Genomic DNA, 23,509 nt, shown 5'->3' with positions numbered 1-23,509 from the left:
TTACGGAAATTCTAGACTTCAGGCTCCGATGAACGCAATGGCGCGCTCAACGCCATCAGGAGACGAACTTGATTCCATCTTCCACGCTGCCCCGCAGGGCGGTGATCCGCGAGGTAGGCCTGCGCGACGGGCTGCAGAGCATCGCTCGCGTCGTGCCCACCGCCGCCAAGCTCGAATGGATCCGCGATGCCTATGCGGCCGGGCAGCGCGAAATCGAGGTCGGTTCCTTCGTGCCGGCGCGCCTGCTGCCGCAGCTGGCCGACACGGCCGAACTACTGGCTTTTGCCAGGACCCTGCCGGGGCTCCGGGCCTCGGTGCTGGTGCCCAACCTCAAGGGCGCCGAGCGCGCGATGGACTGCGAAGCCGAGCTCATGCTGTTGCCGCTGTCGGCCAGCCATGCGCACAGCCTGGCCAATTTGCGCAAGACGCCCGACGAAGTGGTGCAGGACATTGCCCGCATCCGCGAGGCGCGCGACGCGCGGGGCTCCCGCACGCTGATCGAGGTGGGCATCAGCACCGCCTTCGGCTGCACGATCCAGGGACACGTGGCGCCGGCCGAGGTCGTGCGCCTGGTCAAGGCCGTGCTGGATGCCGGCGCCGACGCCGTGGGGCTCGCCGACACGGTGGGCTACGCGGACCCGGCCATGGTGCGCTCGCTGTTCGAGCAGGTGCTGCCGGTGGCGGGCGACAAGCTGAACTGCGGCCATTTCCACGACACGCGGGGCATGGGAATGGCCAACGTCTACGCCGCGCTCGAACTCGGCATCAGCCGTTTCGATGCGTGCCTGGGCGGCATTGGTGGCTGCCCGCATGCGCCCGGCGCGAGCGGCAACGTGGCGACGGAGGATCTGGCCTACATGCTCGCCAGCATGGGGATCGAGAGCGGCCAGGATTTCGATGCACTGCTGGCGCTTCGCAAGAAGGTTGCCCACTGGCTGGAGGGCGAGACCTTGCACGGCACGCTCTGGCGCGCCGGCCTTCCCAGGACCATGAAACAGGAGCAGCCCGCATGAGCACGCCCACACAGGACCCATCGGGCGAGCAGGCCCAGATTCCGCAGCCGCTGAAAGGCTTGCGCGTCGTCGAGTTCACCCACATGGTGATGGGCCCCACCTGCGGCATGGTGCTGGCCGACCTGGGCGCCGAAGTCATCAAGATCGAGCCGGTGAACGGCGATCACAGCCGCCGGCTGGTGGGTGCGGGCGCAGGCTTCTTCCCGATGTTCAACCGCAACAAGAAGAGCATCGGCATCGACCTGCACACCGAGGAGGGCGCCGAGACCGCGCGGCGCCTGACGGCGACGGCCGACGTCGTGGCAGAGAACTTCAAGCCAGGCACGATGGCCAAGTACGGCCTGGACTACGCCTCCCTCTCGAAGGTGAATCCGCGCATCATCTACGCGAGCCACAAGGGCTTCCTGCCCGGACCCTACGACCATCGCACGGCGCTCGACGAGGTCGTCCAGATGATGGGTGGCCTGGCCTACATGACAGGGCGGCCCGGCGATCCGTTGCGTGCGGGCACGAGCGTCAACGACATCATGGGCGGCCTCTTCGGTGCCATCGCCGTGCTGGGCGCGCTCATCCAGCGAGGGATCACCGGCCGGGGCATGGAAGTGCAGTCGGCGCTGTACGAGAACAACGTCTTCCTGATGGGGCAGCACATGCTGCAGTACGCGGTGACGGGCAAGCACCCGGCACCCATGCCGGCCCGCGACAACCCCTGGGCCGTGTACGACGTGTTCACGGTCAAGGACGGCGAGCAGATTTTCCTGGCAGCGGTGAGCGATTCCCAGTGGACTGCCTTCTGCGATGCGCTGGGTCTTGCCGACCTGAAGGCCGAGCCGGGGCTTGCCACCAACAACGAACGCGTGGGCCATCGGCCGCGCCTGCTCAAGGCGATCGGGGAGGGCATCGCGCATCGGAGCGCGACGGAGCTGGCCCAGGTGATGGAAAAGGCGGGCCTGCCCTTCGCGCCGATCCGCAAGCCCGAGGACCTGTACGACGACGAGCATCTCCTCGCCACGGGTGGCTTGGCCGACATGCGCCTGTCCGACGGCCCGAAGGCGGGCCAGACCGTGAAGACCACCCTGTTTCCGTTCACACTGGAGGGGCGGCGACTCGGCGTCCGCCTCAGTCCTCCGAGACTGGGCGAGCACACTGCAGATCTGCTGAAGGAATTGGGCTGCACCGATGCCGACGTGGAAGGCCTGAGGTTGCGCAACATCGTGGCATGAACCAACGGGCTTGCGGACGGCCGCACCCCCACATGAAAAAGGAGACAAGCATGATTCGAGATCAACAGGAATTCTCTCGCCGCTCGGTGCTGGCTGCCTCGCTGGCAGCCGTCGCGCTGGGCGCGCAGCCGTTTGCTGCGTTCGCTCAATCCGGCTCCATCCGTTTCATCCTGCCCAATGCCACGGGCTCGGGCGTGGACGCGATCACGCGGGCAGCGCAGCCCGCACTCTCGAAGGCGCTCAATGCCGCGGTGGTGGTCGACAACCAGCCCGGCGCCGGTGGCGTGGTCGGCCTTCAGGCGTTGGCGCGTTCGGCGCCCGATGGCAACACGCTGTCGATCGTGTCGAACAACGTCGTCATCTTTCCGCGCGTGTTCAAGTCGCTGCCTTTCGACATGCCGGGCGACTTCACGCCGATCGCGATCGTGGGCGCGACGCCGATGGTGCTGGTGGTCAATCCGAAGGTGCCGGCGAACAACAGCAAGGAACTCATCGCCCTGCTCAAGAGCAAGCCGGGGGCGCTGAATTTCGCATCCGGCGGCAACGGCACCATCCTGCACCTGGCGACCGAGCTGTTCCTCGAGCAGGCGGGCGTGACCGCCAAGCACATCCCCTACAAAGGCGTCGGCCCGATGGTGACCGACCTGATCGGCGGGCAGGTCGAGTTCGGCACCGCCGCACTGCCGAGCGTCCAGGCGCACATCAAGAGCGGTGCGCTGCGCGCGATCGGCGTTCTCACGGCGCAGCGCGTTCCGGCGGCGCCGGAAATCCCGACCTTCGTCGAGCAGGGGCTGCCGAATTTCGTGGTGGATGCATGGTTCGCCGTCATCGGGCCGAAGGGGCTGAGTGCGGCCAACGTGAAGAAGGTTCACGACGCGGTGGTCACCGCCTTCGAAGACCCTGCCGTCAAGGAAGCGATGGCCAAGCAAGGCAACACGATTGCCGTCAGCACGCCCGAACACGCACAAGCTGCATTCAAGAGCGAGTTGGCGAAGTACGCGGCGCTCGTCAAGAAGGCCGGGATCGAGCCGCAATAGGCGGGCTAGAGGCCCATCAGCTCCGAGATTCTCTGGGTGACTGTCTTCCGGGCCGGCTTCGGCCCCAGCGCGCCCATGCGGTGGTCCGCCAATGCATCCAGCGCGTCGGCGACCTTGGCGCGGCGGTCGTCCACGTCGCCGCCGCGGCGCCACCAGCTGGCCACCATCCGGATCTCCTCCAGGCTCATCGGGGGCGGGGGCGCCTCGGCGGTGAGAGCCCTGCGGGGTTGGTCCACGGGAACGCGGAGCCGCCGTGGCCCGAACAGCCCGGTGGAAGACGGTGCCGGCCGGCTGGAGAAGTGGAACTGTTCCATGCGCCGAATTCTGTCGAATCGACGCGCGACGGGCCAATAGCGCGGAGGTTGTAGGTTCGCCCTGGCTTGCGCTGCACGATCACTTCGGCAGCAGCGCCAACGCATCGTCGCGCCACCAGGCGACCGCATCCAGATAGCCTTCCCAGACGCAACCGTTGCAGCCTCGGCCGCAGCAGGTCGTGGGCTCCGGCGGCGGGGCGCGAAAGGACCCGATGCCCGCTGCGCGAAGGCGGGTCGAAAGGTGTTGGACGGCGGCGCGCGCCGACGCGGCGTCGTTGATGGCAGGGAAATCCAAGCTTGAATCTTAGGGGACGAGGGTTACGGGATGTGCTGATGCAAGGGTGAGGCAGGGGTACGATGCCCGCGATGAGTTCGAGTCCATCCAGCATTTCCGATCACCATCGCCCGCGCATCTACCTCGCAGGCCCGGATGTCTTTTTTCCCGGCCAGGAGAACATCTTCCTGGCCCTGAAGGCGCAATGCGCGCAACTCGGCATGGAAGGGCTCGCGCCAACCGACACCGCCCTGTCGCCGGCAACCCACCCCCAACCCGATGATCTGGCGCAAGCCATCTACGAAGGCAACGTCGAGATGATCCGGCAGTCGGCCGGTGTCATCGCCAACCTCGTGAGCTTTCGCGGCCAGGAGCCCGATTCGGGCACGGTGTTCGAAGTCGGGTTCGCCGTCGCGCTCGGGAAGCCCGTGGTCGGCTACGGCGTTCCCGAAGGCACCTATGCGGACCGGGTTTCCGCCGCAATCGCCTGCAGTGCGGATGCGGTAGGGGAGGTCAGGGAGGTCGAGACCGGCGCGATGGTCGAGGCCTTCGGCCAGCCGCTCAACCTCATGCTGGCGCGGTCGATCCACCTCGCTCCGACAGCGCGCGACGCGCTCGAATGGCTGGCCGCAGAACTCGGCGCGCAAACAAAGAGGCCCAGCGGGATTTAGTCGCTGGGCCCTGGGCTTCCCTTGGTGCTGCGTTTGCCTGCGAGAGGCTGCGTTTGCCTACTTGAGAGGCGCACCGGAAACCCAACGGGCCCACTCTAAGCATTTGCCCTGCGCGCGTCTTCATCGATCGGCGGCTTTGCGCGATTCCCCAGGTTTCAGCTGCCACAAAAGGTTTCCCGCCGCGCGGTTGTTCAGGCAGGCGCCATCGAGAGTTTCGTGTGCAGCCACGTGACCGCGCGGGGCGACGTAGGTGGAAACACGTACCGGTCCATCGGTGAATCTGTGCCTTCGAGCTCCGGGCCGGTGACCTGCCTGTTTTCGAGGCACTGCGTTGGAAGCCAAGTCTGGAGTCGATCCCTTGCGTTGTGCAGGTGGTTGTCCACAAGTCTGTCCACGGGGCTCGGGGACAACGGTCGCCACGTTCCAACTGCCCCATCACGGATCGCCCATCTTGTATACCTTGGGCACGGATCCTGCTCGCCCAGAGGGCATGACGACGCCCAATGAAATCAGCGACCGGATCATCGAATCGGTTCTTGCCAAGCGACTTTCTCCGGGCGCCCGCCTGGGAGAGCAGCAGCTGGCGACGGTGTTCGGCTGCAGCCGGACGCTGGTGCGCGAGGCGCTGACAGCGCTGGCCGTGCACGGCATCGTGAGGGTCAGAGCGCGTCGCGGCTGGTACCTCGTCGAGCTCACACGCGAGGAAGCACGCGAAGCTTTCGAAGCACGCCGCGTGATCGAGACCGGACTCCTGCGCTTGCGCAAGCCCGACGCCGCTGCGTTGCGGAAGCTGCGCGACCACGTCGGGCGGCAGCAGGCCTCCCTCGAAGCAGCGGATGCCGGCGCCCGGAGCTTCCTGCTGGGCGACTTCCATGTCTGCCTGGCGGAATGCCTGGGCAACGCGATCCTCGCGAAGACCCTGCGACACCTCACGGCGCGCACCACGCTGGTGGCATTGCGCTTTCAATCGGCGCACGACGCGCGACGTTCGTGCGCGGAGCACTTGCAAGTTGTGGAGGCGCTGGAGGCGGGGGACATGCGCCTGGCCGAAGAACGGATGGCTCATCACCTCGACACCTGGGAATCCAAGTTGCCGATGCCGGTAGAGATGGACCCCGTAGAGCAACTGCGTGAGGCGCTCCGTCCTGTCGACAGGATGGCACCCAACTTGCATACAAGCCTGGCGGCCTCGAGCCGCCCAGCCTCTGTCCAACGCCACTCCCCACTCCGAGCTTCACGATGACTCTTCCGATCCACTTCATGTCCAGTCTTTCGATCGGCCTTGCTGCCGCGCTCGTACTTGCTGTCGCCCCTGGAACTTCCGCGGCGCAGACAGCGCTCGACGACGTGCTCAAGGCCAGGACGATCCGCGTCGCCATCCCGACGGACTTCCCGCCGTATGGCTCTGTCGGGACCGATCTCGCGCCGCAAGGCCTGGACATCGACATGGCGCGCTACATCGCAGGCAAGCTCGGCGTGAAGGCCGAGCTGCTGCCCGTGACGACCGCGAACCGCATCGCCTACCTGCAGACCCGAAAGGCCGACCTCGTCATCTCGACGCTGGGCAAGAACCCGGAGCGCGAGAAGGTCATTGATTTCACGATCGCCTATTCGCCTTTCTTCATCGGCGTGTTCGGGCCCAAATCGATCACGCTCAAGGCGCCGGCCGACCTGGCGGGCAAGTCGATCGCAGTGACGCGCGGCTCCGTCGACGATGCCGAGTTGACGAAGGTGGCTCCGCCGGCGACGGAGCTTCGCCGCTTCGAGGACAACAACACGACCATCTCCGCCTTCGTTGCAGGCCAGACCCAACTGGTCGCGACCAGTGCGCAGGTGGCCTCGGCCATGATGAGCAAGAACCCGCAACTGGGCGCCGAGTACAAGTTCGTGCTCAAGGACTCGCCGAACTTCGTCGGCGTCGCCAAGGGCGAGGACAAGCTGCGCACGCGCGTCAACGAGATCCTGGCGGAGGCCCGGAAGAACGGCGACCTCGACAAGTTGTCCGTCAAGTGGCTGGGTCGTCCCACCGGTGACCTGCCTCAATGAAAGAAGGCCTTCCGGGTACCCGGAGTAATGTCGACATCGGTGTAAACACTCTGATTGACATGTCGTTTGTCGCGGACCATCTACGACCGCAGCGCACGCCACACGGCCCGGCCCTTGGCGCGCAATTTGCAAAAGGCACGCCATGACCGCCAGCTCGCCGCGCACGCCCAGCAAGACCACCAAAGTCACCCGTATCGACCGTGACAACGACAGCACGGTGCAGTCGCTCACTCGCGCCATGCAGTTGCTCGAACTCCTCGCCGAGGACGACGAAGGCTATCGGCTGGTCGATATCGCGGCGCACAGCGGGCTGTCCTCGTCCACCGCGCACCGGCTGCTCACGACACTGGAGCAACGACAGTTCGTCCAGTTCGATCGCGAGACCAACCTCTGGTATGTCGGCGTACGCTGCTTCTCGGTCGGCGCCGCATTCGGGCGGCGTCGCCGCATTGCCCACCTCGCGCTGCCCGTGATGCGCCGGCTGCGCGACAGCACGGGCGAGAGCATCAATCTCGGCATTGCCGATCTCGGCGACATCGTCTTCGTGACGCAGGTGGAAAGCCGCGAGACGATGCGCGCCATCGGCAAGCCCGGCTTTCGCGCGCCGCTGCACTGCACCGCGATGGGCCAGTCGATCCTGGCGGCCATGGCCGAGGAAGACGTGCTGCAGTACCTGCGCACCTACGGCCTGCCGAAACTCACCAACAACACGATCGCGCGCGCGTCGCGACTGCATGAAACGCTTGGCGAAGTGCGCCGCGCGGGCCATGCGATCGACGACGAGCAGAACGCGGTCGGGCTGCGGTGCATTGCCGCCGCCATCCGCGACGAGCATGGCCGGCCTTTCGGCGCGATCTCCCTGGTCGGTCCGACGCAGCGCATCAAGAGTTCCGATTTCGCACAGCTCGGCGCGGTCGTGCGCGCCGCTGCCGACGAGATCACCGCCGCCTACGGCGGCCGCGTTCACTAGCCCGTCTTCCACCGCGGCGCAGCGCCAAGTCCTTGATCCAGAAGGGATTTCGCTCGCTTTCCCGCGCAGCGGAATAGTCCGCAAGCCGCGCCTCCTGCGCGCTCCAATGGCTTGCAATTCAACCGCAACTCCTGGCAACAAAACCATGAAAACACTGCTCCCACAGCACGGCGTGAGCCGAGCGCTGACCCGGGTTTGCGACTGGACCGTGATCGCCTGCGGCTGGTGGCTGATCGCGCTGTCCGTCATGACCTGCGTCGAGATGCTCGGCCGCAAGGTGTTCTCGTTCAGCCTGCAGGGCATCGACGAGATCGGCTCGTACACCTACGGCATCGTCGGCGCGTTCGGCTTTGCCTACACGCTCATCACGCGCAGCCATACACGCGTCGACTTTCTCCTGTCGCGCTTCTCGCTCAGCACGCGTGCGACGCTCAACATGCTCGCCATGGTGAGCCTGGCGGCGCTGGCAGTGTTGTGCTTCTGGCGCGGCTACAACGTGGTGGTCGAGAGCATCGAGCTGCGAAGCACGGCCGCCACACCGCTCGCCACGCCGATGTGGATTCCCCAGTCGATCTGGCTCGGCGGCTACCTGATGTTCGCACTGGTCGGGGCCTGGGCGGCGCTGGATGCGTTGCGGCTGTTCTTCAAGCGCCGTACCGGGGAACTCAACGAGCGCTTCGGTCCGCAGACGATCGAGGAAGAGATCGAGGCCGAAACCGAAGTCCAGCTGAAGACCCCGGCGGCGGCGGCATCGCCCGCTACTGCCATGCCCGCCACCGGAGCCGCATCATGATCGGACCCTTCGAGATCCTCGTTGGCCTGGCGATCATGCTGGGCCTGATGTTCCTCGGCTTCCACGTCGCGACGACGATGCTGGTGGTCGGCCTGCTCGGCGCGCTGATGCATTTCGGCATGCCGGCGATCAACGCCGTGTCTCGATTCCGCTGTACATCCTGCTCGGCGAGATCCTGATGCGGGGCGGCGCCACCGACAAGATGTACCAGTCGCTCGGCCAATGGCTCAACCGCATGCCCGGCGGGCTGCTGCACACCAACATCGGTGCATCGGCGTTGTTCTCTGCCGTGTCGGGATCGTCGGTGGCGACCGCGGCAACGATCTCGACGGTGGCGCTGCCGGCCTTCAAGAACCGCAAGTACGACCAGCGCATGGTGCTCGGCACCATCGCGGCCGGCGCCAGCCTGGGCAACCTGATTCCGCCGGGAGTGGCTTTCATCATCTACGGCTCGATGACCAACACCTCGGCGGCGCGGCTGTACATGGCAGGCATCCTGCCGGGCGCGATCATGACGGTGCTGTTCCTGCTCACCATCCTGGCGATCTGCGTCTGGCGGCCTTCGGTCGCCGGCGCGCGCGAGGGCAGCACGGCGTTGATGGAGAAGCTGCGCCACTCCGTGCACCTGCTGGGCCCGCTGGCCGTGTTTGCGGTGGTGATGGGCGGCATCTACACGGGGTGGGCCACCGTGACGGAAAGCGCGGCGCTGGGCGTGATCGTCTGCCTGCCCATCGCGGCCGGCTACGGCAAGCTGAACATCGGCATGCTGCACGAGTGCTTCCGCTCGACCATGCGTCTCACCGCGATGACCGCATTGATCCTGGTGGCGGCGCTGTACCTGAACTTCGTGCTGTCGATGCTCGGCGTGCCGCAGGCGCTGGCCAGTCTCATCAAGTCGGCCGATGTCTCGCCGGTCATGCTGCTGTGGATGCTGGCGGTGCTGTATCTCGTGCTCGGCATTGCGCTCGAGACGATGCCGATGCTGGTCGGCACGCTGCCGGTGGTGTTTCCCATCATCCAGGCGGCGGGCATCGACCCGGTCTTCTTCGGTGTGTTCATGGTGCTGATGTGCGAGATCTCGCTGATCAGCCCGCCCATCGGCATGACGCTCTACGTGATCCAGGGCGTGCGCGGCGAGGGCTCCATCAACGACGTCTTCCAGGGCACCTTGCCCTTCTTCGCCGCCATGATCGTGATGACCGCGATCCTGATCCACAACCCATCGATCGCCACTTACCTGCCGAACCTGATGTTCGGCAAGTGAAGGCGTCCATCACCGGTTTTCTTTTGAAGGAGTCAGGCATGAAACTGAAGTTCGTTCTCCCGCTGATCGCAGCGACCCTCGCGCTGGCGCTGCCGGCCCATGCGGACAACGCTAAGCTGCGCGTTGCCGGCAACCTGGTGGCCACAGGCCTGATCCAGCAGACCAAGGAGCAGCCCTTCTTCGAGAACTTCGCGAAGAACACGGGCCTGCCCATCGATGCCGACTACAAGCCGATGGATGTGCTGGGCGTCAAGGACGCCGATGGCCTGCGCGTGCTGAAGTCGGGGCTGTTCGATGTCGTCACGCTTCGCCTGGCGCAGGTGTCGCGCGACGAGCCGTTCTTCCTCGGTCCCGACATCGTGGGCCTGTCGACCGACTACGAGGTCGCGCGCAAGGTCGTCGATGCGTACCGCGACGCGTTCGACAAGCGGCTGCAGGAGCGCCACGGCGGCAAGCTGCTGGGCATTTATCCGTTCGGCCCGCAGGTCGTGTTCTGCAAGGTGCAGATCAGCGGCCTGGCGGACCTGAAGGGACGCAAGGTGCGCGTGTACGACCAGTCGCTCGCCAAGTTCATCGAGAAGCTCGGCGGCATCCCGGTGACGATTCCCTTCGGCGAGACGCAGCAGGCGCTGGAGCGCGGCGTGACCGACTGCGCCATCACCGGCCCCAGCTCGGCAAACTCCGCGGGCTGGCCCGAAGTGACGACGCATTTCATGCCGATCGGCTTCCAGATCGCGCTCAATGCCTACGCGATCAACCTGAACAAGTGGAATGCGCTGACCCCGGACCAGCAGGCGAAGTTGACGGCCGCGTTCCGGAAGTTCGAGACCGAGGTGTGGGCCTATTCCAAGGAACTCTTCGACGATGCGTCGCGCTGCAACGTCGGCAAGGAGCCCTGCAAGACGGTCAAGAAGTTCGCGATGAAGGACGTGCCGGTCAAGGCAGCCGACGAGCAGCTGATTCGCGACGCGCTGACGACCGTGTCCTTCCCGACGTGGAGCGAGTTGTGCGACAAGTCCTATGACAAGTGCTCGGCGACATGGAAGCAGGTCGTCGGTCCGGTGGTCGGCTTCAAGTAGCCCGAGATGCAAGCGCTCTGGCAACTCACCGCGACGGCGCTCGCCGCAGGTTTCCGCGACGCCGCATTCACGCCGAGCGAGGCACTGCGGGCCTGCCTGGCGCGCAGCGAAGCCGTCAATCCCCGGCTGAACGCGCTGGTCGCGCTGGACGTGGAAGGCGCCACGCATGCCGCGGAGCAGAGCAGCGTCCGGTGGCGTGAAGGGCGTGCCTTGAGCCCGCTCGATGGCGTGCCCGTCACCATCAAGGACAACCTGCAGGTGCGCGGCCTGCCGACCCGGTGGGGCAGCCGCGCGCTGGCCGGCTTCGTGGCCGAGCGCGACGAACTGCCGGTCGCGAAGCTGCGCGATGCCGGCGCGGTGATCTTCGGCAAGACCAACGTGCCCGAATTCACGATGCAGGGCTACACCGACAACCCGGTGTTCGGCCCCACGGGCAATCCGTGGAATCCGACGCTGACGCCAGGTGGCTCATCGGGCGGCGCGGTGGCGCTGGTGGCCGCCGGCGGATGCCCGATCGCGCTGGGCACCGATGGCGGCGGTTCGATCCGCCGGCCTGCATCGCACACCAACCTGGTTGGCTTCAAGCCTTCGCGCGGACGCGTGCCGCGCGGCGACGGGTTGCCGCCGATCTTCCTCGACTTCGAGGTGGCAGGGCCGATTGCGCGCAGCGTGGCCGACGTGGCGGCAGTCATGCGGGTGGTCGGCCGAGGTCCGGTGGAGGAGGGGAGCGCGCCACGCGCGCGCGTTCTCTTCATCCCGCGCTTCGGCAATCATCCGGTCGATCCGCAGATCGCGGCATTGACCGAAGCGGCCGCGCGCAGGCTGGCCGAGATGGGGCACGAAGTCACGACGGCACGAGACTTCGACATGGCGGAGGCGGTCAACGAGCGCTGGTCGCTGCTGGCGCAGGTGGGCCTGGCATGGCTCGTGGCGCATCCACAGGAGCTGTCGGACCGGCCCTTCGATCCGTCGCTGTTCGGCCCGGTGATGCAGGCCAATACCGAAACCGGGCGCAAGGCGTCAGCAGCGGACTTGTTCGAGCTGCTGTTCGAAGCCGAGCGCCTGCGCACGGGGCTGTCGCGCCTGTTCGATCGGTACGACTTCCTCTTGACGCCGGCGGCGGCTGCGCTGCCATGGCCGGCGAACGAAACGCACCCACCGCGCATCGACGGACGCGAGGTGGGACCGAGAGGCCATGCGGTGTTTGCCGGGTTCGCGAACGCCGTGGGCTTGCCCGCCATCGCAGTGCCGTGCGGCTTTGCGGGCGGCATGCCGGTCGGCATGCAACTGGTCGCGCGCGAAGGCGCGGACGACGGGTTGCTCGCGCTGGCCCACTCGATCGAGCAAGCCCATCCATGGCAGCGCTTTCCCGAGCTTTGACGGTTTCACCGCCTGCAGTGGCCGAGGTGACGCCGGAGGCTGCCGCGCGCGCGTTGAGCCGGGCGCGGCGCGACGGGCGGCGCGTGCTGTCGGCACTGCTGCAGGCGCGCAGCCGCGACGAGGCCTATGCGATCCAGGATGCGACGCTGGTTGCGATCGGCCCGATCGGCGGATGGAAGGTCGGCGTGCCCGGCCCAGGCCAGGATCCGATCTGCGCGCCGCTGCCGGCGGCAGGTCTGGTTCGCGGCGGGGCGACGCTCGACGGTTCCGCATGGCATTTGCGCGGCATCGAGGCCGAGATCGCCTTCCGCCTCGGGTCCGACCTGCCGCCGCGCGCGTGGCCTTACACGCGAGAGGAAGTGGCGCTGGCGATCGCGTCCGTGCTGCCGGTGATCGAAGTCGCGGAAACCCGCCTGGCCGACTGGCTCGATGCGGACCCTGTGGCGTTCCTCGCCGATCTGTTGTCCCACGGCGGACTGGTGCAGGGCGAGCCCGAGGCTTTCGATCCGGCCTGGCTGGATCTGAAGCTGACGGAGGTCGTGATGCGCTTTGACGATCAGGTCGTCGCGCACACGGTGGGCGGGCACACGCACCCGGATGTCGGCGGGCTGCTGGTGTGGCTCGCCAACCATTGCATGGCGCGCGGCGCGGGCCTCCAGGCGGGCCAGATCGTCACGACCGGATCGTGCACGGGAATGCTGTTCGCCTCGCAAGGGACAGCGGTGCACGCGGAAGTGGCAGGTCTCGCGCCGCTGGCCGTCTTCTTCTGAGCTTTTTGAAGCACACGCAACGCATGCCGCATCGCGGCCGGCTCCGTGGCGACCTGCGATCTTTGCCTTCTCTACGTAGGGTTCTTAGGTGTTTTTACTAACGTCGACGTTATTGTCAACATAAGTGTTGACATGAAATTCGACAAAACATAAATTCCGCCGGACAGTCTCGATGGGCGCTGGCAGTTCAGCCGGCCCCGAGGCTGACAAGTTCGCCAGCGTGCCGGGCCGGTCCCTGCAGGTTGGCGCCCGGTGCCACCGCAAGGAGACCAATCGATGCAAACCACCATGACGGCCGGCGCGACAGCGACCGCCGCAGCGCCCGACACCACGTTCCAGCCGACCAAGGTCCGCTGGAAGATCTTCCTGATGATGTTGTTCCTCATCTCGATCAACTACATCGACCGGGCGTCCTTGTCCGTGGCCATGCCGCTGATCGCCAAGGAGTTCGACATCGGGCCGGCCGTGCAGGGCCTGCTGCTCAGTTCCTTCTTCTGGACCTATGCGCTCATGCAGATTCCGGGCGGCATGCTCGCCGACCGTTTCGGTCCGCGCGTGGTCATTGCCGGCGCGACGCTCGGCTGGGGCTTCTTCCAGGCCATCGCTGCGTTCTGCACCGGCTGGATTCCGCTGCTGCTGACCCGCCTGGGCCTGGGTGCGGCGGAAGCGCCGATCTATCCGGCCGGCGGAAAGCTCAACGGCATCTGGATGACGCAGAACGAGCGTGGCCGCGGCGCGACCCTGCTCGACGGCGGAGCACCGCTCGGCGCCGCGCTGGGCGCGATCCTCATCTCCGGGCTCATCGCCTTGCTCGGTTCCTGGCGCCTGGCCTTCGTCATCGCCGGCGTGGGCACCGTGATTGCCGGCCTGTTTGCCTGGAGCTACATCCGCAACCATCCGCGCGAGCATCCCGGCGTGAATGAGGCCGAGGCGAAATACATCGAGGCCAGCCACGCGGAGGACGCCGCCAGCGAGCCCCAAGGTTCCAGCGGCCGCCTGCTCGACTTCCTGCGCTTCCGTTCGGTCTGGGGCATGTTCTTCGGCTGGATGTGCTTCAACGCGCTGTTCTACGGCCTGCTCACCTGGATGCCCAACTACCTCTCCAAGGTGCACGGCTTCGACATCAAGCAGATGGGCGGCGCGGTGTTCTGCATGTTCTTCGCCGGTTTTGTCGGCGAGATGTTCGGCGGCTGGCTGGCCGACAAGTGGAAGGCGGCAGGCGCCTCGACCACCAAGGTGCTGCGCACGCTGTTCGGCGTTTCCTCGGTCATCGCGACGATCGCGATCTACATGGTGTCGCAGATCACCAGCCCCATCGTGGTGGTCGTGCTCCTGTCGATCACGCTGTTCTTCCTGCGCTGGTGCGGCCTCTTCTGGTGCGTGCCGTCGATCCTCGGCCGCAGGGTGCACGTCGGCTTTCTCGGTGGCACGATGAACCTGGGCGGCAACGTTGCCGGCATCGGCGTGCCGATCGTGGTCGGCCTGATCGTGCAAGCCACCGGTTCCTACTTCCTGGCGCTGATGCTCTTCGCCGCGGCAGGCGCAGGCTTGTTCATCTGCTCCACGCTGTTGATCGACTACAGCAAGAAGCTACCCGTCTAGTTCTTTTTCCAGGTCTCGCGAAATGTCCCAGCCCCACCGCATCGGCGTCTTGACGCCTTCCTCCAACACGGCCCTCGAGCCGCTGACCAGCGCGATGGTCGCCGGCGTGCCGGGCGTCTCTGCGCACTTTTCGCGATTCCGGGTGACCGAGATCTCGATGGGCGACAAGTCGCAGAACCAGTTCGACGAGCGCACGATCCTCGACGCCGCGAAGCTGCTGGCCGACGCGAACGTCGATGTGATCTGCTGGAGCGGCACCTCCGCCAGCTGGCTCGGCTTCGAGCGCGACCGCGCGCTGTGCGCCCGCATCACCGAAGCGACCGGCATTCCGGCGACCACGTCGGTGCTGGCGCTCAATGAGCTTCTTGCCGCGCAGGGGGCGCGCACGCTGGGGCTGGTGTCGCCCTATGTGGAGGACGTGCAGCGCCGCATCGTCGCCAACTACGCGGAGCTCGGTGTGGAGTGCGTCGCGGAACGCCATCTCGACCTGACGGTGAATTTCTCGTTCGCCGAAGTCGCGCCCGATACCTTGCGCACGATGATCAGCGAGGTTGCGCAGAAGAAGCCGGACGCCATCACCGTGATGTGCACCAACCTCCACGGCGCGCCGCTGGTCGAAGAACTGGAGCGCGAGTTCGGCATTCCGATCTACGACTCGGTGGCGACGGTTGTCTGGAAGGCACTGAAGATCACAGGCGTCGACCCGCGCCAGGTCAAGGGCTGGGGAGGGCTTTTCGCATGAGCGCCGGCACTTTCGATCTCGTCGTGCGCAATGCGCGCGTGGCCACGGCGAGTGATACCTTCGACGCCGACATCGGCATCACCGGTGGCCGCATCGTTCAACTGGGGCTGGGTCTGCCTGCAGGCCGTCGCGAGATCGACGCAGGGGGTGCCTTCGTCACGCCGGGCGGTGTCGATGCCCACTGCCATCTCGACCAGCCCATGGAAGCGCCTGTGCGCATGGCGGACGACTTCGACACCGGCACCCGCGCGGCCGCCTGCGGCGGAACGACCACGGTGATCCCCTTCGCCGCGCAGCAGAAGGGCCAGTCGCTGCGCGCTGCGGTGCGCGACTACCACGAGCGCGCCGAAGGTCGCGCGCACGTCGACCATGCGTTTCACCTGATCGTCAGCGACCCCACCGAGGAAGTGCTGAAGAACGAGTTGCCCCAGTTGATCGCCGAGGGCTACACGTCGTTCAAGATCTACATGACCTACGACGACCTCAAGCTCGACGACGGGCAGATCCTGGACGTGCTGGACGTCGCGCGGAGCCATGACGCGATGGCGATGATCCACGCCGAGAACGCCGACTGCATCGAGTGGCTGACCCGGCGTCTGGAGGCCAGCGGCCGCACGGCCCCGCGCTTTCACGCGCACTCGCGGCCGATGCTGGTCGAACGCGAGGCGACGCATCGCGCCATCGCGCTGTCGGAACTCGTCGACGTGCCGATCATGATCGTGCACGTGTCCGGCAAGGAGGCGGTCGAGCAGATCCGCTGGGCGCGCTCGCACGGCCTGCATGTGTTTGCAGAGACCTGCCCGCAGTACCTGTTCCTGACAGCTGAGGACCTCGGCATCGACGACAGCTACGGTGGCGCCCGCTGCGTGTGCAGCCCGCCACCGCGCAACAAGGACAACCAGCAGGTCATCTGGAACGGCCTGGCAGACGGTCTGTTCACGATCTTCTCGTCCGACCATGCGCCGTTTCGCTACGACGCGCCCGAAGGCAAGAAGCCGGGTGGCAAGGAGGTCGAGTTCCGCCACATCCCGAACGGGATTCCCGGCATCGAGACGCGCCTGCCGCTGCTGTTCTCGCACGGCGTGCTCGACGGGCGCATCACGATCAACCGCTTTGTCGAACTCACGTCGACGAACCCTGCCAAGGCCTATGGATTGCATCCGCGCAAGGGCACGATCGCCATTGGCGCGGACGCGGACCTGGTGGTCTGGGGCGCGACGCCGCGGCAGGTGCGCAATGCCGACCTGCACCACGCCGTGGACTACACGCCCTACGAGGGCATCGACGTGAAGGCATGGCCGGCACTGACGATCGCGCGCGGCGAGGTCGTGTGGGACGGCCAGACATTCCATCCGCGCGCCGGCCGAGGCGAATTCCTGCGTCGCGGCAGGCCCACGCTGCTGCCGGCAGCAAGACAGCGAGGCACGCCATGAAGATCCTGCTGATCAATCCCAACACGTCCCAGAGCGTTTCCGACCTGATCGAGGCCGAGGCCCGCCGCGCCGCCGCACCGGGCACGGAGGTGAGCGTGCTCACGGCACCGTTCGGCGTGGCGTACATCGAGACGCGATTCGAGTCGCTCATCGGCGCCTACGCCACGGCCACGCTCGCGGCCGAGCACTGCGACCAGCACGACGCCATCGTGGTGGCGGCCTTTGGCGATCCGGGTATCGACGGCTTGCGCGAGTTGCTGGACATCCCCGTGGTCGGGCTGACCGAGGCGGCGCTGATGAGCGCCTGCCTGCTCGGCAAGCGCTTCTCGATCGTGGCGATCTCGCACCGCATCACCGCCTGGTATCGCGAGTGTGTGGCGGCCAACGGGCTGAGTGACCGGCTGGCCAGCATCCGCAACCTGGACAACCCGCTGAAGGACATCGGCCGCGTTCAGGAGGATCACACCGCGCGCCTGGAAGCGTTGTGCCAGTCGGCCGTGCAGGACGACGGTGCGGACGTGATCATCATCGCCGGCGCGCCGTTGGCGGGCCTGGCGCGATCCATCCGGGACCGCATTCCCGTGCCCGTGGTGGACGGTGTGTCGAGTGCCGTGTGCCATGCCCAGACGCTGGTGTCGCTCGGGACCCTGCCGGCGCGGCAAGGCAGCTTTGCGCCGCCGCCGATCAAGCCGAACCACGGCTTGCCCGATGGCATTGCACGGCTGCTGGCGCGGGACCGCACGCAAAGGTGAAGCGCCGTCGCTAAGATCGAAGCGCATGCCAAAGAAACTGAGTTCCCCCACGGAAGCGAGCGGCCCGGGCCGCGAGCAGAGCGTCGACGCCATCGCCGAGAAGATCTCCACGGCGATCCTCGAACACCGGCTGGCGCCGGGCACCAAGCTGGGTGAAGACCGGCTGGCCACCATCTTCGGCACCAGCCGTGCCAAGGTGCGCGAGGTGCTGGCCCGTCTGGCCCATGAACAGATCGTCGAACTGGTGCCGCAGCGCGGTGCGCACGTCGCCAAGCCGACCATCGAGCAGGCGCGCGACGTCTTCGAGGCGCGCCGCCTGATCGAGCCCGGCGTGCTGCGCCGGCTGGTCGGCACGATCGATGATTTCAAGATGCAGCGCCTGCGCCGGCATCTCGAACTCGAGGCCGACGCGCGTCAGCGCAACGACGCGCGCGCGGTGGTGCGCCTCTCAGGCGAGTTTCACCTGCTGTTGGCCGAACTGGCCGGCAACTCGGCGCTGGCGCGAACCATGCGCGAGCTGTCGACGCTGACCTGCCTGATCATCTCTTTGTATGACGCGCCCACTGCGACCAGCTGCCGCGCGGACGAGCACGAGGAGATCGTCGACGCGATCAAGCGGGGCGATGCCAAGCGGGCTGAGACGCTCATGCTCCATCACCTGGACCACATCCAGGAAAGCCTCAAGCTCGACGCGGGAAGCGACGAGGCAGATCTCGAAAGCATCCTCGGAGACCAGTAGAGGAGGGCGTCTGGCCGCCTGGTCGTGCCCGACCTCGGCAGCAGTGGGACGGTTCGCAATGGCGGTCAAGGTGGTTGCGATTCCCGCCGTTCGCCAACCTCGCCGCTAAGATGGCCGCCCATCGTGTGCAGGCCTCAAGGCGAAAGGACTCTCCGAAGATGAATGCCGAAGACCCCGCTCGAAAGGGCCAAAGGCGTTTCGCCTACGGAAGTTCGCCTTCTCAGCGGGCGCGGACCCGGGCGCGCAAGAGCCTGATGGTTTTCTTCATCACCCTGGTGGTCGTCGCGCTGGCCATCGGCGTGGGCTTGCTCTATGAGTCGCCGCCCGAGCCGCTACCGGCAACGGCCGCCGCATCGCCTGGCAAGCCTTCGGAGCGGACGACCGCGCTCCCACCGCTGAACTTGCCCGCCGACGATGCGCCCCACGGATCCGCGATGGAATGGTGGTACTACAACGGCATCCTCGGCGCGAAGTCGGGTGATCGTTACGCCTTCCACATGGTCGTCTTCGTGGCCAACGGGTTGATCAAGCACACCGTCATGCATGCGGCACTGACCGACCTCCAGACCGGCAAGCGCTTCATCAACCAGACCCGCACCGCCGGCATTCCCGCGAAGAACGTCGTCAACGGATACGACTTCCGGAAGGAGAAATGGCAGGCCACCGAGTCGGAGTCTTCGCATGTGTTGCGCGCGGCCTTCGACGGCGCTTCCATCGCGTTCGACCTGGGCGCGTCGGGCCCGGCCGTTGCGCACGCCGCGTCGGGCTCGGACACGCCGGGCATCCTGGACTTCGGCAAGAGCGGCATCAGCTACTACTATTCGCGCCCCCGCCTTCCGGCGCAAGGCAGCATCACCGTCGGCGGCAAGTCGCTGGAGGTGAGCGGTGACGTGTGGTTCGACCACCAATGGGGCGAATTCGATGTCCTGACGCTGGGCTGGAACTGGTTCGCGCTTCACCTCGCGGATGGATCGGACCTGATGGTCTACCAGCTCTTCGACATGGACCGTCGCAACGTCATGACCGCGGGCACGCTCTCGAATGCCAAGGGGGCCGTATCACTCAAACAAGGCGAAGTCGAACTGGTGCCCGGCGGCACCTGGACAAGTCCGAAGACTGGCATTCCCTATGTCGTCGACTGGACGATCAGGCTTCCATCGCGCGAGCTTCACATCAAGCCCTTCGTGGCCGACAGCGAATTCGATTCCAGCGGGACGAGCGCGAACGTCTATTGGGAAGGGGCCGTGAAAGTCACGGGCAGCATCGAGGGGCAGGGCTTCCTGGAGTTGAGCGGCTACGACCGCTTGAGTGCGAGACAGGCAAGAAGCAAGTGACAGGGCGTCCCGTTGCGAGTGGTCGGCGGGTGATTGTGAAAACAAAAGTTCCCAGTTTCTGGTTTCCGGTGCGAAACTGTGGGGTGTCGCATCACTCGGAAACTGAAGAATGGTCAGCGGAGCGCCTGCTTCTGAGCACGCCTTCTTGCGAGGCGAACGTCGCCTGACTGTCCCTGAATACGTCGGGCTGGCGGCTTCGTGCCAAGCGGCCTTTGACTCGGCGATGAGCGAATTGCCGCCGACGATCCAGGTCGACCTCTGGAACGCTTTTCATCCGGAGACTTTCCTGCCTTCCAGCGGAAAGCGGATGTTGTGGGTGCTTCGTCGAGGCGTGCTCGACGATCTCGCGCCCAGAGTCGAGAGCGTCCTGTCCGACGCCTGGCAGGCCGAGCCGACGGAGGACGAGCAATTGGTCTTCCGCGCAGTCCTCGAGGCGCTCGCGACCGGTCGCGAGCGCCCGAGCGAGATCGTGGAGTTCTGCAACGAGATCTACGCCTGGCCTTCAGTGCTCGGCGTGGCCGAATACCTGACGGGAAACCTGGCCGCCGCAGTCCGCGCGGCGACGCTGGATGTCACGAGCGACCGCCAGGCCCGGCAAATGCGCTTGCCCAGCTGGGCACTCGTCGGCACGCTGCTCGAAGCCCTTGGCGCCGCTCCGGATCCGTCGGACGCGACCTTGCTGCCGTTCACCGCGGCCCTGGCCACCGTGCTCGGACCGAAAAAGGGCCGGCTCACGGGCGAACACGCGCGGTTGCTGGTCCGGCTCTACTTCGAGACGGACGCGGGCCGGCGCGGGTCGGCGCAGGAGTCCGCGCTTCTCGCCAGGCAGGAGGCCGATCATCAGAGCACGTCCTGGGAAGACGGCGAGGGCGACAAGGTCCGCAAACTCCTGCGATGGCTGCAGGCGCTCCAGCTTCTCCAAATGAACGAAGCGCTGGAAGAAATACGCTGGACTGCACTCACCTTGCGCCATCTGCCGCCCGGGCAGGCGGCGAACGGGTGGAGCTGAACCCGAACCTCAGATCCGCTTGCGCCGAGGCACGACGTTGAGTTGCAGCGTTGCCTTCGCAGGCGCATCGCCGAGCATGACCTGCTGCGGCGCGATGTCGATGAGCTGGTCCGCGTGCCACACCTTGATCGACGCGGCGCCTTCCGGGACGTCGAGCGTGGCGAGTCCGTCGGCGCCCGTGAGCGCCGCCCAGGGCGAGTCGCTCACGTAGACGTGTCCGCGCATCGAGTTGTGCAGATGGCAGCCAAGCAGCACGGCGCCTGGCTTGTCGAACGTCGCGTCAGCGGTCTTGCCTGGCTTGCCTTCGGGCTTGGCTCCGATCATGAGCTCGAAGCCGCCGGCCGGACCGGCATCGAATTGCGCGACACCGGCGGCGGAGGCGCGCACGTGATGCTCCCATGGGTCGTTGTTGACGAAGCGCGCCTTGGCACCGACCGGGACCAGGGTCACGGCCGGCACGAAGCGCATCTTTTCCTGGCTGATCGTCACTTCCCGGGCCAGCGGCCTGGCCGGCGCGGCCTTCGATGCGGTGATCACGACGACGACCGCGTCGACGACCGGCTGGCCGTCCTTGTCGAGGACGCTGACCTGCACCGGCGTCGCCGCACAGAACGCACCAAGAAGCGCGCCGGCGAGCGCGACGATTGAATTGCGCATGGCCGGCATGCGCGAAGGCGAGCGGGTGTGCATGCGCTCAGAGCTGGTTCGTCTTGATGACGTGCCAGACCTTGTTGTAGTTGTCGCCGTAGACATCACCGGGCTCCTGATCCTCGGGCCAGGTGTAGAGCGGCTGGCCCTTGAAGGCCCACTGCTTGCGACCGTCATCGCGGGCAATCACGGAAAGGCTGCCGCTCGGCTTGACGCCTTCGCCCGCCATCACCGGCGGCCACTTCACGGCGCAATCGCCATTGCAGACCGAGCGGCCGCTGTTGGGTGCGTCCTTGTCGAAGGTGTAGAGCGTGAGGCCCTTGTCGTTGACCAGAATGCCATTGGCGACTTTCACGGTCGAGACATTCTTGGCCGCGGTGGGCGCGGACGGCGGCTGGGTCGTGCAGCCGGCAAGAAGAGTCAGGGTGAGGGCGAGACCGGCAACGGCAATGCGCAAGGTGGGCTCCTTTGGAATTCGTTGAAAGAGGGGAAGCGCCTCGCATTAAACATTTCGATACAGTTTTGCCCTAGTGCAATAAGTCACGGCAGGAACGCTTTAGTTTGCGTGGCTCGCTCACGACAGATCGACGGCTTTCGTGAACAACTTGGCGTGCGATTCCGTTTGGTGTATTGCGCTGCGATACCGCGCGGCCTAGTCTTGCAATCGTGGTCTCCGGACGATTTTTCCTTACGCAAGAACTGTTTACGCTGGATATTGCATGTTGATCGCGGCGCTGATCCTTCTGCTTCTGGTGGGATGGGAACTCCACCTGCAGCGCTCGTTGGGCAAGGCAGCGTGCATCAGGGCGAGGCGCACAGGTTGGGTCGTCATCGAGGTCAGGCGGCGGGTTTCGATGCAGCGCCTGCCGCAGCACGTGTCGGAGTTTCCCGTTCCGCGCGAGGAACGCATCTTGGTCAGTCGACTGCTCGGCATCGTGCTCTGGCACCGGGAAATGAGCGTGGCGCTTCCCGAAGCTGCGTGCGGGCACCTTGCCGAGATCACTCCACAAGACTTCGATCGTCAGTTTCCGAGTTGGCTGCGTCTTGCGAATGGCCCCGGCTGAGCAGCGCGGTTCGGTCGCAGATCAATCGCCGGGTGGTGGACCCCGGGGGCGATTTCAAAGCTCTGCAAATTCGCTGTCGGCGTTGTGTTCGCGCCGCCGCCAGTCGGTGATGAAACCGATAGCCCGGTCGCGGAGCGAGGCGATCATCTCTTCTTCCGTCGCGAAGCCGTCGCGCAGTGCAATCCTGCACCGGAAGGCACCTTCGAGGAATAGCTCGGCGCGGCCCATGTAGCGACGTTCGAAGCTGTCCCAGGCGAGCAGGATGTGGACGTTCCAGCCATCGTGCTCGAAGTGCATCCCGTGGGAATTGATCTGCATTGCTCGCTTCCTAGGCGGATTCAAGGCGCAGTACGCAATTGACCGGGGTCCAACACAAGGTAACTGGCAGGGCGTCCTGCCTCCCGGTTCCCGTCGTCGCTGACGATGATGATGCGTTCCACCCCATCGATGATGGCCGGGCTCACCCCTTCGGCATGTTCCAGGCCCTGCAGGCCCGGAACCGTCACGCGGCGCGCTGCGCCACCTCGCTGGCCATTCCAGAGCCAGAGCGCGAACTCTCCTGGCTTGCGCGAGACCGGCCCGCTGATGATCAGATAGCCGCCCATGGATGAAACGTAAGACATCCCTCGAATTCCATCGCCGCCCAGATCCAGTTCATCGAGATCGGCCGCCAGCCGGGGAGTTTCGTCTGCCTCGAAGATGCCGGATGGATTCTCGATGCTGGCGATGATCGCCCGGCCGTCGTGCAAGGGGCTGCGAAATCCGATCAGCAGTCGCTGCTGATCCTGGCTGATTTCCAGTGCTTCGATATTGAGCCCGCCACCGGCCTTGACGTCCCGGACTTTGGCGGCCGATGCCAGGAGAGGATATTTCGCCGTCATCGTGCGTTTCAATCCGTCGACCAGCTTGGGGCCCACGACCCGGTTCCCCTTGATCCGGAAGCGAACCAGTCGCTCACGGGATTTCTTTTCGTCGCCTTCGTCGTCTCGGGAATGCGATGTGATCGCGTAGACGAGGCCAGCCTGGTCGAGTGCAAGGCCTTCCAGGTCGTTCAGCTTCCAGAAATCACTGAAGACTTGAAACAGGCCAGGCCTGAGTTCGGTGCTGTCGGCGCTCGCATCGGCGCCGATCGTGACCAGGCTGAAGGGGTGGCGCCTTTCGTCCTCGACCACGAGAAAACGGCCGTCCGGCAACTGCTGGATTGCCGACGGCTCATAGAGGCCGGTCAAGGGCCGGAAAGCGGGAGGTCCTTCGTGCGCCACGGACGCATTGTCCCCCTACGCGCCCGGTCGCTCCGCACGGCTGTCGGATGTCAGGTCGGCCTGCTGTCAGCCTGCAGCAAGCGCGGTCTC

Annotated in this window: 27 protein-coding genes; 21 read left to right on the top strand and 6 right to left on the bottom strand. The window is 65.9% G+C overall.

Annotation, left to right across the window (positions count from 1 at the left end; translation table 11 throughout):
- The first annotated feature begins 71 nt into the window (after nt 1-71).
- The 3 genes from QTH90_RS06015 to QTH90_RS06005 are packed head-to-tail and all read left to right on the top strand — an operon-like array spanning nt 72 to nt 3,273.
- A complete protein-coding gene (locus QTH90_RS06015) occupies nt 72-1,013 on the top strand; it encodes a hydroxymethylglutaryl-CoA lyase (RefSeq protein WP_286664473.1) in 942 nt (313 codons plus the stop codon).
- Nucleotides 1,010-2,236: a CaiB/BaiF CoA transferase family protein gene (locus QTH90_RS06010; RefSeq protein ID WP_286663593.1), complete on the top strand. Its 1,227-nt coding sequence runs from the start codon at nt 1,010-1,012 to the stop codon at nt 2,234-2,236. The genes QTH90_RS06015 and QTH90_RS06010 overlap by 4 nt, the downstream gene beginning before the upstream one ends.
- A gap of 50 nt (nt 2,237-2,286) precedes the next feature.
- Nucleotides 2,287-3,273: a Bug family tripartite tricarboxylate transporter substrate binding protein gene (locus QTH90_RS06005; RefSeq protein WP_286663592.1), complete on the top strand. Its 987-nt coding sequence runs from the start codon at nt 2,287-2,289 to the stop codon at nt 3,271-3,273.
- Nucleotides 3,274-3,278: 5 nt separating this feature from the next.
- Here QTH90_RS06005 and QTH90_RS06000 read toward each other — a convergent pair whose 3' ends face one another.
- Both QTH90_RS06000 and QTH90_RS05995 read right to left on the bottom strand, forming a co-directional pair.
- On the bottom strand, nt 3,279-3,509 hold the full coding sequence (locus QTH90_RS06000) for a hypothetical protein (RefSeq protein ID WP_286663591.1): 231 nt from the start codon (nt 3,507-3,509) through the stop codon (nt 3,279-3,281).
- 157 nt (nt 3,510-3,666) lie between these two features.
- The gene (locus QTH90_RS05995) at nt 3,667-3,882 is read right to left on the bottom strand and encodes an oxidoreductase-like domain-containing protein (protein ID WP_444814679.1); all 216 of its coding nucleotides are present in this window, start codon (nt 3,880-3,882) and stop codon (nt 3,667-3,669) included.
- A 71-nt stretch (nt 3,883-3,953) separates the two neighbouring features.
- Here QTH90_RS05995 and QTH90_RS05990 point away from each other — a divergent pair, with 71 nt between their 5' ends.
- The 17 genes from QTH90_RS05990 to QTH90_RS05910 all read left to right on the top strand — a co-directional run bounded on the left by QTH90_RS05990 (nt 3,954) and on the right by QTH90_RS05910 (nt 20,445).
- Nucleotides 3,954-4,532: a nucleoside 2-deoxyribosyltransferase gene (locus QTH90_RS05990; RefSeq protein ID WP_286663590.1), complete on the top strand. Its 579-nt coding sequence runs from the start codon at nt 3,954-3,956 to the stop codon at nt 4,530-4,532.
- Nucleotides 4,533-5,022: 490 nt separating this feature from the next.
- Complete coding sequence (locus tag QTH90_RS05985; protein WP_286663589.1) at nt 5,023-5,775, top strand: GntR family transcriptional regulator; 753 nt, start codon at nt 5,023-5,025, stop codon at nt 5,773-5,775.
- Nucleotides 5,772-6,578: a transporter substrate-binding domain-containing protein gene (locus QTH90_RS05980; RefSeq protein WP_286663588.1), complete on the top strand. Its 807-nt coding sequence runs from the start codon at nt 5,772-5,774 to the stop codon at nt 6,576-6,578. Before QTH90_RS05985 ends, QTH90_RS05980 begins: the two co-directional genes overlap by 4 nt.
- A gap of 142 nt (nt 6,579-6,720) precedes the next feature.
- Complete coding sequence (locus QTH90_RS05975) at nt 6,721-7,548, top strand: IclR family transcriptional regulator (protein ID WP_286663587.1); 828 nt, start codon at nt 6,721-6,723, stop codon at nt 7,546-7,548.
- Between the two features lie 145 nt (nt 7,549-7,693).
- Nucleotides 7,694-8,341: a TRAP transporter small permease subunit gene (locus tag QTH90_RS05970; protein ID WP_286663586.1), complete on the top strand. Its 648-nt coding sequence runs from the start codon at nt 7,694-7,696 to the stop codon at nt 8,339-8,341.
- Entirely contained in the window at nt 8,338-8,520 is a 183-nt protein-coding gene (locus tag QTH90_RS05965; RefSeq protein WP_286663585.1) for a hypothetical protein, read from the top strand. The genes QTH90_RS05970 and QTH90_RS05965 overlap by 4 nt, the downstream gene beginning before the upstream one ends.
- Complete coding sequence (locus tag QTH90_RS05960) at nt 8,520-9,605, top strand: TRAP transporter large permease (protein ID WP_286663584.1); 1,086 nt, start codon at nt 8,520-8,522, stop codon at nt 9,603-9,605. Before QTH90_RS05965 ends, QTH90_RS05960 begins: the two co-directional genes overlap by 1 nt.
- Nucleotides 9,606-9,643: 38 nt before the next feature.
- Nucleotides 9,644-10,684 carry a TRAP transporter substrate-binding protein gene (locus QTH90_RS05955; protein ID WP_286663583.1) on the top strand — a complete coding sequence of 347 codons (1,041 nt, stop codon included), beginning with the start codon at nt 9,644-9,646 and terminating at the stop codon, nt 10,682-10,684.
- A gap of 6 nt (nt 10,685-10,690) precedes the next feature.
- Nucleotides 10,691-12,064, top strand: a complete 1,374-nt coding sequence (locus QTH90_RS05950) for an amidase (RefSeq protein ID WP_286663582.1) — start codon at nt 10,691-10,693, stop codon at nt 12,062-12,064.
- Nucleotides 12,040-12,834 carry a 2-keto-4-pentenoate hydratase gene (locus tag QTH90_RS05945; protein ID WP_286663581.1) on the top strand — a complete coding sequence of 265 codons (795 nt, stop codon included), beginning with the start codon at nt 12,040-12,042 and terminating at the stop codon, nt 12,832-12,834. The genes QTH90_RS05950 and QTH90_RS05945 overlap by 25 nt, the downstream gene beginning before the upstream one ends.
- Before the next feature lie 276 nt (nt 12,835-13,110).
- Entirely contained in the window at nt 13,111-14,436 is a 1,326-nt protein-coding gene (locus QTH90_RS05940) for an MFS transporter (RefSeq protein WP_444814678.1), read from the top strand.
- A gap of 22 nt (nt 14,437-14,458) precedes the next feature.
- Nucleotides 14,459-15,178 (top strand): maleate cis-trans isomerase family protein, encoded by a 720-nt coding sequence (locus QTH90_RS05935; RefSeq protein WP_286663580.1) that lies wholly within the window; start codon nt 14,459-14,461, stop codon nt 15,176-15,178.
- Nucleotides 15,175-16,611 carry a dihydropyrimidinase gene (gene hydA, locus QTH90_RS05930; protein WP_286663579.1) on the top strand — a complete coding sequence of 479 codons (1,437 nt, stop codon included), beginning with the start codon at nt 15,175-15,177 and terminating at the stop codon, nt 16,609-16,611. The genes QTH90_RS05935 and hydA overlap by 4 nt, the downstream gene beginning before the upstream one ends.
- Nucleotides 16,608-17,363, top strand: a complete 756-nt coding sequence (locus QTH90_RS05925; protein WP_286663578.1) for an aspartate/glutamate racemase family protein — start codon at nt 16,608-16,610, stop codon at nt 17,361-17,363. The genes hydA and QTH90_RS05925 overlap by 4 nt, the downstream gene beginning before the upstream one ends.
- Nucleotides 17,364-17,388: 25 nt before the next feature.
- On the top strand, nt 17,389-18,102 hold the full coding sequence (locus QTH90_RS05920; RefSeq protein WP_286663577.1) for a GntR family transcriptional regulator: 714 nt from the start codon (nt 17,389-17,391) through the stop codon (nt 18,100-18,102).
- Nucleotides 18,103-18,356: 254 nt separating this feature from the next.
- The gene (locus QTH90_RS05915; protein WP_286663576.1) at nt 18,357-19,436 is read left to right on the top strand and encodes a lipocalin-like domain-containing protein; all 1,080 of its coding nucleotides are present in this window, start codon (nt 18,357-18,359) and stop codon (nt 19,434-19,436) included.
- Between the two features lie 223 nt (nt 19,437-19,659).
- On the top strand, nt 19,660-20,445 hold the full coding sequence (locus QTH90_RS05910) for a hypothetical protein (protein ID WP_286663575.1): 786 nt from the start codon (nt 19,660-19,662) through the stop codon (nt 20,443-20,445).
- A 9-nt stretch (nt 20,446-20,454) separates the two neighbouring features.
- Here the strand turns inward: QTH90_RS05910 and QTH90_RS05905 are convergent, their stop codons facing one another.
- Both QTH90_RS05905 and QTH90_RS05900 read right to left on the bottom strand, forming a co-directional pair.
- Entirely contained in the window at nt 20,455-21,135 is a 681-nt protein-coding gene (locus QTH90_RS05905) for a cupredoxin domain-containing protein (protein ID WP_286663574.1), read from the bottom strand.
- Nucleotides 21,136-21,139: 4 nt separating this feature from the next.
- Nucleotides 21,140-21,550 (bottom strand): COG4315 family predicted lipoprotein, encoded by a 411-nt coding sequence (locus tag QTH90_RS05900; RefSeq protein WP_286663573.1) that lies wholly within the window; start codon nt 21,548-21,550, stop codon nt 21,140-21,142.
- Nucleotides 21,551-21,812: 262 nt separating this feature from the next.
- Here QTH90_RS05900 and QTH90_RS05895 point away from each other — a divergent pair, with 262 nt between their 5' ends.
- Complete coding sequence (locus QTH90_RS05895; protein WP_286663572.1) at nt 21,813-22,157, top strand: hypothetical protein; 345 nt, start codon at nt 21,813-21,815, stop codon at nt 22,155-22,157.
- Between the two features lie 54 nt (nt 22,158-22,211).
- On the opposite strand, the gene QTH90_RS05890 is transcribed toward QTH90_RS05895, so the two are convergent.
- Together QTH90_RS05890 and QTH90_RS05885 are read right to left on the bottom strand one after the other, a co-directional pair.
- Entirely contained in the window at nt 22,212-22,475 is a 264-nt protein-coding gene (locus QTH90_RS05890; protein WP_286663571.1) for a hypothetical protein, read from the bottom strand.
- A 20-nt stretch (nt 22,476-22,495) separates the two neighbouring features.
- Nucleotides 22,496-23,386 carry a DUF3616 domain-containing protein gene (locus QTH90_RS05885; RefSeq protein ID WP_286663570.1) on the bottom strand — a complete coding sequence of 297 codons (891 nt, stop codon included), beginning with the start codon at nt 23,384-23,386 and terminating at the stop codon, nt 22,496-22,498.
- Between the last annotated feature and the right edge of the window lie 123 nt (nt 23,387-23,509).

It is taken from the genome of Variovorax flavidus (assembly GCF_030317145.1).
GTDB classification, from domain to species: Bacteria; Pseudomonadota; Gammaproteobacteria; order Burkholderiales; family Burkholderiaceae_C; genus Variovorax; species Variovorax flavidus.
This window is presented reverse-complemented; position numbering and strand designations above follow the sequence as displayed.

Excerpts from the sequence above, each read along its gene's own strand:
- QTH90_RS05955 (WP_286663583.1), top strand. The coding sequence starts at position 9,644 with ATGAAACTGAAGTTCGTTCTCCCGCTGATCGCAGCGACCCTCGCGCTG.
- QTH90_RS05975 (WP_286663587.1), top strand. The coding sequence starts at position 6,721 with ATGACCGCCAGCTCGCCGCGCACGCCCAGCAAGACCACCAAAGTCACC.
- QTH90_RS05910 (WP_286663575.1), top strand. The coding sequence starts at position 19,660 with ATGAGCGAATTGCCGCCGACGATCCAGGTCGACCTCTGGAACGCTTTT.
- QTH90_RS05980 (WP_286663588.1), top strand. The coding sequence starts at position 5,772 with ATGACTCTTCCGATCCACTTCATGTCCAGTCTTTCGATCGGCCTTGCT.
- QTH90_RS05970 (WP_286663586.1), top strand. The coding sequence starts at position 7,694 with ATGAAAACACTGCTCCCACAGCACGGCGTGAGCCGAGCGCTGACCCGG.
- QTH90_RS06005 (WP_286663592.1), top strand. The coding sequence starts at position 2,287 with ATGATTCGAGATCAACAGGAATTCTCTCGCCGCTCGGTGCTGGCTGCC.
- QTH90_RS05990 (WP_286663590.1), top strand. The coding sequence starts at position 3,954 with ATGAGTTCGAGTCCATCCAGCATTTCCGATCACCATCGCCCGCGCATC.
- QTH90_RS05905 (WP_286663574.1), bottom strand. The coding sequence starts at position 21,135 with ATGCACACCCGCTCGCCTTCGCGCATGCCGGCCATGCGCAATTCAATC.
- QTH90_RS05895 (WP_286663572.1), top strand. The coding sequence starts at position 21,813 with ATGTTGATCGCGGCGCTGATCCTTCTGCTTCTGGTGGGATGGGAACTC.
- QTH90_RS05985 (WP_286663589.1), top strand. The coding sequence starts at position 5,023 with ATGACGACGCCCAATGAAATCAGCGACCGGATCATCGAATCGGTTCTT.
- QTH90_RS05965 (WP_286663585.1), top strand. The coding sequence starts at position 8,338 with ATGATCGGACCCTTCGAGATCCTCGTTGGCCTGGCGATCATGCTGGGC.
- QTH90_RS06010 (WP_286663593.1), top strand. The coding sequence starts at position 1,010 with ATGAGCACGCCCACACAGGACCCATCGGGCGAGCAGGCCCAGATTCCG.
- QTH90_RS05940 (WP_444814678.1), top strand. The coding sequence starts at position 13,111 with ATGCAAACCACCATGACGGCCGGCGCGACAGCGACCGCCGCAGCGCCC.
- QTH90_RS05960 (WP_286663584.1), top strand. The coding sequence starts at position 8,520 with ATGCGGGGCGGCGCCACCGACAAGATGTACCAGTCGCTCGGCCAATGG.
- hydA (WP_286663579.1), top strand. The coding sequence starts at position 15,175 with ATGAGCGCCGGCACTTTCGATCTCGTCGTGCGCAATGCGCGCGTGGCC.
- QTH90_RS05925 (WP_286663578.1), top strand. The coding sequence starts at position 16,608 with ATGAAGATCCTGCTGATCAATCCCAACACGTCCCAGAGCGTTTCCGAC.
- QTH90_RS05935 (WP_286663580.1), top strand. The coding sequence starts at position 14,459 with ATGTCCCAGCCCCACCGCATCGGCGTCTTGACGCCTTCCTCCAACACG.
- QTH90_RS05920 (WP_286663577.1), top strand. The coding sequence starts at position 17,389 with ATGCCAAAGAAACTGAGTTCCCCCACGGAAGCGAGCGGCCCGGGCCGC.
- QTH90_RS05945 (WP_286663581.1), top strand. The coding sequence starts at position 12,040 with ATGGCAGCGCTTTCCCGAGCTTTGACGGTTTCACCGCCTGCAGTGGCC.
- QTH90_RS05890 (WP_286663571.1), bottom strand. The coding sequence starts at position 22,475 with ATGCAGATCAATTCCCACGGGATGCACTTCGAGCACGATGGCTGGAAC.
- QTH90_RS05950 (WP_286663582.1), top strand. The coding sequence starts at position 10,691 with ATGCAAGCGCTCTGGCAACTCACCGCGACGGCGCTCGCCGCAGGTTTC.
- QTH90_RS05915 (WP_286663576.1), top strand. The coding sequence starts at position 18,357 with ATGGTTTTCTTCATCACCCTGGTGGTCGTCGCGCTGGCCATCGGCGTG.